The organism is Mycobacterium sp. ZZG (assembly GCF_054786995.1).
The window spans coordinates 1-5,409 of record NZ_JBTBFV010000112.1 but is presented as its reverse complement, the minus strand read 5'-3'; the positions used below and the strand labels follow the sequence as shown (position 1 = coordinate 5,409).

Here is a 5,409-nt window from a genome sequence, read left to right as displayed (position 1 = left end):
AAAAGGGGGTCTGGACAGATTCATGGCCGCCGACGGGCACTTTCGTGTCCGCCGGTGGGCAGTTCTTATTGGCCGCTACTGGGCATTTTCATGTCCGCCGGTGGGCAGTTTTTCATGTCCGCCGACATCCGCGGATTCCAGCTTGACCGCATTCGACATTTGGAGATCACCGACGAGGTGTTTCGCGAACGCGATCCGTCAGTCCTGGATGAGGATCTCTCGCGGTGGCGCACGCGAAGGCTCGGGTGACGTCCCAAGCCGGCAACCGCGGGCATGTCGCGGTGCGCCTCAGCCATGAATGGTGGTCAGCACCATGCACATCCCGAGCCAGCCCCGAGTGGGCGATAGGCATGCGCAAGCGGCACTGAGCACCCGTCAGCGCTAGTACCTGCACGTGTCGCGAGTGACTCAGGTTCGCAGGGTAGGAGCCAGGGCGGCGTCGAGGATCTTCGCATCGCGGGTCGCGATGGTGAGATTTCGACGTAGAGCCTGCGCGACGATCACGCGATCGAAGGGATCCTTGTGATCCCAGGGGAGTCGGCCGGCCAGGATCGCGTCGGGAGACTCGATGGGCAATTCGGTTGTGCTCATATCCGAAATGATGTCGGCCCAGGCCGACAGGAATGCTTCACCGTCAAGGCGGCCCAACCGAGTCTTGATGGAGATTTCCCAAGCCGAGGCCGCGGTGACCCACACGTTGGTGTTCGAGTCGGCGATGATGGCCAGCGCGGAGGCGTCCAGATCCGACGGAGTACTCGCCAGCCATAGAAGTGTGTGCGTGTCCAACAGCACGTTCACGGTTCGGCACTTTCCCAGCGAGCCAGTTCCGAATCAGGCAGGGGCTCGTCGAAGTCCTTGGGTACCAGAAGGTTTGGCAGCTGCCCGAACTTTCGCGGCACTGGTTCGACAGGCACCAATTTGGCGACGGGGCGGCCGTGATTCGTGATCGTCACGGCCTTGCCGGTGCGTTCCACTTCAGCAAGAAGGGCGTTGAGCCGATTCTTGGCCTCCGTACTTGTCACCGTTGTATCCACAGATTGACGGTACAACCATCACGCTAGTCGCGCTAGCGTAAATAGCGTGATTCTCGGTAGTCGCCCGATAACCGGGCTTTCCGGAGTTGATCACCCATCGATGTCTCACCGGTGATACACTCCGAACGTGGATGCAGTCACGGTGCGCGAATTGCGCAACAGTGGAGGAGACGTTCTGCGTCGCGTCGAGCATGGCGAGCGCATCGTCATTACTCGGGACGGGACACCTGTTGCTGAGCTACGGCCGCTACCTCGTCCGAGCGCAGGACCTGCGGAACTGATTCGTCGCCGCAAGAATCTTCCGCCGGTGAACCCGGATGCCCTCCGGCGCGACATCGACAACCTCATCGACCCGTCGCTGTGACGCAAACCCAGGGCCGGGGGATGCTGGACACTTCCACGGTGATCCTCTTGGGTCAGCTGTCTGACCCAGCCGAGCTTCCCGACGAATCGGTGATCAGCGCGATCACGCTGGCTGAGCTGTCCGTAGGTCCACACGTCGCCAACGACGATGCAGAGCGCGGTGCTCGGCAGCAGCACCTACAGCAGGCCGAGGCGGACTTCGACGTCCTACCGTTCGATGGAGATTGCGCCCGGGCCTTTGGAGCCGTAGCGGCGGCGCTGCGCGCGTCGGATCGAAAGCCGGCTGCGCGGGCCTACGACGCACTCATCGCGGCCAGTGCAATCGCACATGGAGTGCCGCTGTACACGTGCAACCCCGCCGACTTCACAGGAATCCCGCGACTGGAACTACGATCAGTCACACACCCGCATCACCGATAGGGGCAACCCTGAAATACCTTTGAAGGCAATGCGATGTGTAGCCGTGTCCGGTCGGGGAGCCCGATGTCGCCGACGAGGACCAGCAGGGTCTCCACTTGGGTGCGAATCAACTCTGGGCGTTCGGAGCGGCAAGCGACTTCAGCACCAACATGCCTGACGATCGAGCCCCCGCGGCGCTGCGATCCCTGCAGCGGAAGCTCGTCACCGGAAATCGAATTCAGGCGCTTATCGCCGCCGTGCGACACTGAGCTCACCCAGCTCCCGCACTTCCAGATAGTGCTCCGAGACCACGTTGCCTTCGATGCACCGCTCGACGAATTCCTCGATCAGCCGGTCCTGTTCTGTCAGTTGGACGTAGTGCTGTTACAGGTGTCCGCCCCACGAGCGCACGACGACCGTCTCCACGAAATCGCCCGCTAGTCGCCCGCTGGCCGAAACCGCCTGTCTGGCACTAGCACCGACACGGCTGCGCGCAGCGCGTTGATCGCAGGATCGATGGACGCGTGCGGATTGACCGACCGTTGCAGGCCCAGTCCGACGGCCGTTGCGAGGATGATGTCCGCGAGCGCGGACACACTCAACGGTGGATCCTGCACGCCGACCTGCTCCGCCACCGAGCCCAGCGCGGCCTCCACCGTCGCCTGCATGCCCTTGTGCAGGTCGGTGATCATCGGCTTTAGCTTCTCGTCCCGACGGGACAGCATCGCGAACTCGAGTTCGAGCATCGTCCAGCCAACGTCGCCGATCGTCCGCTCGAGCCACGTCTCGATCTGGTTCAGTTGTTCTTCGAGACCCGCCTCGCTGGCCGCGATCGCGGCGATCTCGCCGAATTTCTCCACGTGAACGGCCTCCAAAACCGCACGGCACAGCGTCGGCTTGTCTTTGAAGTTCGAGTACACCGCGCCCTTCGAGTAGCCGGCGTCGTCGGCGATATCGTCGAGACTCGTTGCCGCGTAACCGTTCTCCAGGAACCGCATACTCGCGGCGGCGAGGATGCGCGCTCTGGTGGCCGCCTGCTGCTCGGCGCGGGTGGTTCGCGACATGAGGTGAATGGTAGCCCCCGACGCCATTGACATACCGAAAGATTCTGAATACTGCCAGTATCTGAAACAAGCCGAGGAGGCCGCGATGACGCGGAGGAACATCCCTGTCCAGGGCAGGCGCACACTCATCACCGGCGGGGCGAGGGGGATCGGCGCGGCCACCGCGGAGTTGTTCGCAACCCGCGGCGCGCAGGTCTGGATCGGCGACGTCGACGCCGACGCCTGCAACGACACCGCGGAACGCCTCGGCGTGCAGGCAGTCCGGCTCGACGTGACGAGCCTCGACTCGTGGCGCGATGCGACCGCCACCGCCGGCGCGCTCGACATCCTGGTCAACAACGCCGGCGTCATGCCGATCGGCTCACTCGCCGACGAGACTCAGCAGGCGCGCGACCTCATCCTCGACGTCAACGTGCGCGGCCTCCTCAACGGCATGCAGGTCGTCGTCCCCGGCATGATCCAGCGCGGCGGCGGCCACGTCATCAACATCGCGTCAATGGCCGGCATGATCCCGATCCCCGGCATGGTCACCTACAACGCGAGCAAGTTCGCCGCCCTCGGTGCCTCGCTCGCCGCGCGGCAGGAGTACATGGGCACCGGCGTCGCCGTCTCGGCGATTCTGCCGTCCGCGGTTCGCACCGAACTCGCATCGGGCGCGCCGCTCGGCGGCATGCCCACGGCCGACGCCGAGGACGTCGCGGCGGCGATCCTCGACGTCGTCGGTTCGCGGGCCGCGCGTCGGTCGGTGCCGCGCTGGGTCGCCCCCGCTTGGGAGGCAAGGGCTTTCGTTCCCGAACGCGTGCAGAACCTCGCGCGCAAGCTGGTCGACGACCGCCGCGCCCTCACGTTGATCGACACCGACGCGCGCGCGGCTTACAGCGACAGGCTCGATCGTCAGGCGAAAGCCCACGCCGCGGGGGACCGCTGATGGCCCGCCGCGCGCTCGTCATCGGCTGCGGCGGAACCATCGGCGGAGCGTGGATCGTCGCGGCGCTCGACGCCCTCACCCGCGAGCTCGGCATCACACCAGCCGACTTCACCGTCATGCAGGGAACCTCTGCCGGGGCCGAGCTCGTCACGATGCTCGCCGCCGGCGTCGTACCCGACCAGCTGGTCGCGATGCACCGCGGTGAGGCCACCGACCCGCGCCTGCACGACCACCTCGCGGCCACGCCGCCGGGCTTGCCACCGGTGCCGTCGCCGCGCCTGCTCAACCCTCGTCTCGTCACGACACAGATGGGGCTCGCCGCCCTCACCGGCGTCGCCCCGACGGGACGCGGTGACGCCACATGGCTCCAACGGCTCGCCGACGCCTTCTCCGACGAACCACAGCACCCCGGTGCCCGGATGGTCGCCTTCGACGTGGACCGCGGTGAGCGTGTCGCCTTCGGGTCACCAGGAGCGCCAACGGCTTCCAGAGGTGAGGCGCTGCGTGCGTCGTGGGCGATCCCCGGCTGGATGCCCCCGGTCGAGATCGACGGCCGACGCTACGTCGACGGCGGTGCCCGCTCGACCGCCTCCGTCGACCTCATCGGCTCCGACGACGCCGACATCGTCTACGTCATCGCGCCCATGGCCTCCGAACCGGGGAGTCGCGTGCCCGGCATCGGCGGACTGATCGAGAACATCGCACTGCGGCAACCGATGTCACGCACTCTCGCCGATGAGGTCGCGGAGGTTCGAGCGCGGGGCATCGACGTCGTCACCGTCAGGCCGACCCGTGACGACCTCGCCGGCCTCGGCGCCAACTTCATGAACCGCAGGCACCGTCGCGCAGCGTTCGAATCGGCCATGACCACCGCGCCGGCGACCGTCCGCCGCGCCCTCGCCGTGGGGGCGTCATGACCCGCGAGCCGCGCATCATCGTCATCGGCGCAGGCGTTGCGGGCATCACCACCGCACACGTTCTGCGCGAACACGGCTTCACCGATATCAGCGTGCTGGAGAAGGGTTCCGACGTCGGCGGCGTCTGGCATTGGAACCGCTACCCCGGCCTGTCGTGCGATGTGCCCTCGCAGATCTACCAGTTCGGATTCGCTCCGAAGGCCGATTGGCAGCACCTGTGGGCCAGCGGCGCGGCCATCCAGCAGTACCACCGCGACGTCGTCGACCAGCTGGGTTTGAACGAGATCATCGAGCTCGACACCGAAGTGGTCGAAGCGCACTGGGACGGCGAGTGGACGTTGACGCTGGCGAGCGTGACCAGAGCTTCGCCGACTTCCTGATCTGTGCGACCGGCATCCTGCACCATCCCTTCACGCCCGACATCCCCGGCCTGGCCGAGTTCGAAGGCGCAGTCGTGCACACCGCTCACTGGGACGACGACATCGAGACAGCGGGCAAGCGCGTTGCCGTCATCGGCACGGGTTCCACTGGTGTGCAGGTCGTCTCGGCGCTACAGCGCTCCGCAGCGAGGATCGAGTGAGGTGAGCCCCCTGTAGTGGTCCAGTCGTTGTGGGACTCTGTTGCCCGAGTGCTCGGGCAGGAAGAATCAATGACGACATGGCAACGAACAAGCGCCGGCGGCACACTCCGGATCAGATCATCCG

Annotated in this window: 7 protein-coding genes and 2 pseudogenes; 6 read left to right on the top strand and 3 right to left on the bottom strand. The window is 65.8% G+C overall.

Going from position 1 to position 5,409, the window contains the following annotated elements; all coding sequences use genetic code 11:
- Positions 1-249: pseudogene (locus ACXMYJ_RS28410) on the top strand (hypothetical protein); the annotation flags it as partial.
- A gap of 159 nt (positions 250-408) precedes the next feature.
- Here ACXMYJ_RS28410 and ACXMYJ_RS28405 read toward each other — a convergent pair.
- Both ACXMYJ_RS28405 and ACXMYJ_RS28400 read right to left on the bottom strand, forming a co-directional pair.
- The gene (locus tag ACXMYJ_RS28405) at positions 409-798 is read right to left on the bottom strand and encodes a type II toxin-antitoxin system VapC family toxin (protein ID WP_260752939.1); all 390 of its coding nucleotides are present in this window, start codon (positions 796-798) and stop codon (positions 409-411) included.
- Positions 795-1,034, bottom strand: a complete 240-nt coding sequence (locus tag ACXMYJ_RS28400) for a type II toxin-antitoxin system Phd/YefM family antitoxin (protein WP_260752940.1) — start codon at positions 1,032-1,034, stop codon at positions 795-797. Before ACXMYJ_RS28400 ends, ACXMYJ_RS28405 begins: the two co-directional genes overlap by 4 nt.
- Positions 1,035-1,161: 127 nt before the next feature.
- Here ACXMYJ_RS28400 and ACXMYJ_RS28395 point away from each other — a divergent pair, with 127 nt between their 5' ends.
- Both ACXMYJ_RS28395 and ACXMYJ_RS28390 read left to right on the top strand, forming a co-directional pair.
- Positions 1,162-1,398: a type II toxin-antitoxin system Phd/YefM family antitoxin gene (locus ACXMYJ_RS28395; protein ID WP_260752941.1), complete on the top strand. Its 237-nt coding sequence runs from the start codon at positions 1,162-1,164 to the stop codon at positions 1,396-1,398.
- A 20-nt stretch (positions 1,399-1,418) separates the two neighbouring features.
- Positions 1,419-1,817, top strand: coding sequence for a type II toxin-antitoxin system VapC family toxin (locus ACXMYJ_RS28390; protein WP_260752942.1), 399 nt, complete (start codon positions 1,419-1,421; stop codon positions 1,815-1,817).
- Between the two features lie 416 nt (positions 1,818-2,233).
- On the opposite strand, the gene ACXMYJ_RS28385 is transcribed toward ACXMYJ_RS28390, so the two are convergent.
- Complete coding sequence (locus tag ACXMYJ_RS28385) at positions 2,234-2,962, bottom strand: TetR/AcrR family transcriptional regulator (protein ID WP_460359465.1); 729 nt, start codon at positions 2,960-2,962, stop codon at positions 2,234-2,236.
- Here ACXMYJ_RS28385 and ACXMYJ_RS28380 point away from each other — a divergent pair.
- The 3 genes and pseudogenes from ACXMYJ_RS28380 to ACXMYJ_RS28370 form a co-directional block, all read left to right on the top strand.
- Positions 2,946-3,788 carry an SDR family oxidoreductase gene (locus ACXMYJ_RS28380; RefSeq protein ID WP_460359464.1) on the top strand — a complete coding sequence of 281 codons (843 nt, stop codon included), beginning with the start codon at positions 2,946-2,948 and terminating at the stop codon, positions 3,786-3,788. The two genes, ACXMYJ_RS28385 and ACXMYJ_RS28380, sit on opposite strands and share 17 nt — an antisense overlap.
- Complete coding sequence (locus tag ACXMYJ_RS28375; protein WP_460359463.1) at positions 3,788-4,705, top strand: patatin-like phospholipase family protein; 918 nt, start codon at positions 3,788-3,790, stop codon at positions 4,703-4,705. The genes ACXMYJ_RS28380 and ACXMYJ_RS28375 overlap by 1 nt, the downstream gene beginning before the upstream one ends.
- A pseudogene (locus tag ACXMYJ_RS28370) lies at positions 4,702-5,279 on the top strand (flavin-containing monooxygenase); the annotation flags it as partial. The gene ACXMYJ_RS28375 and the pseudogene ACXMYJ_RS28370, both read left to right, overlap by 4 nt.
- Positions 5,280-5,409: the final 130 nt, after the last annotated feature.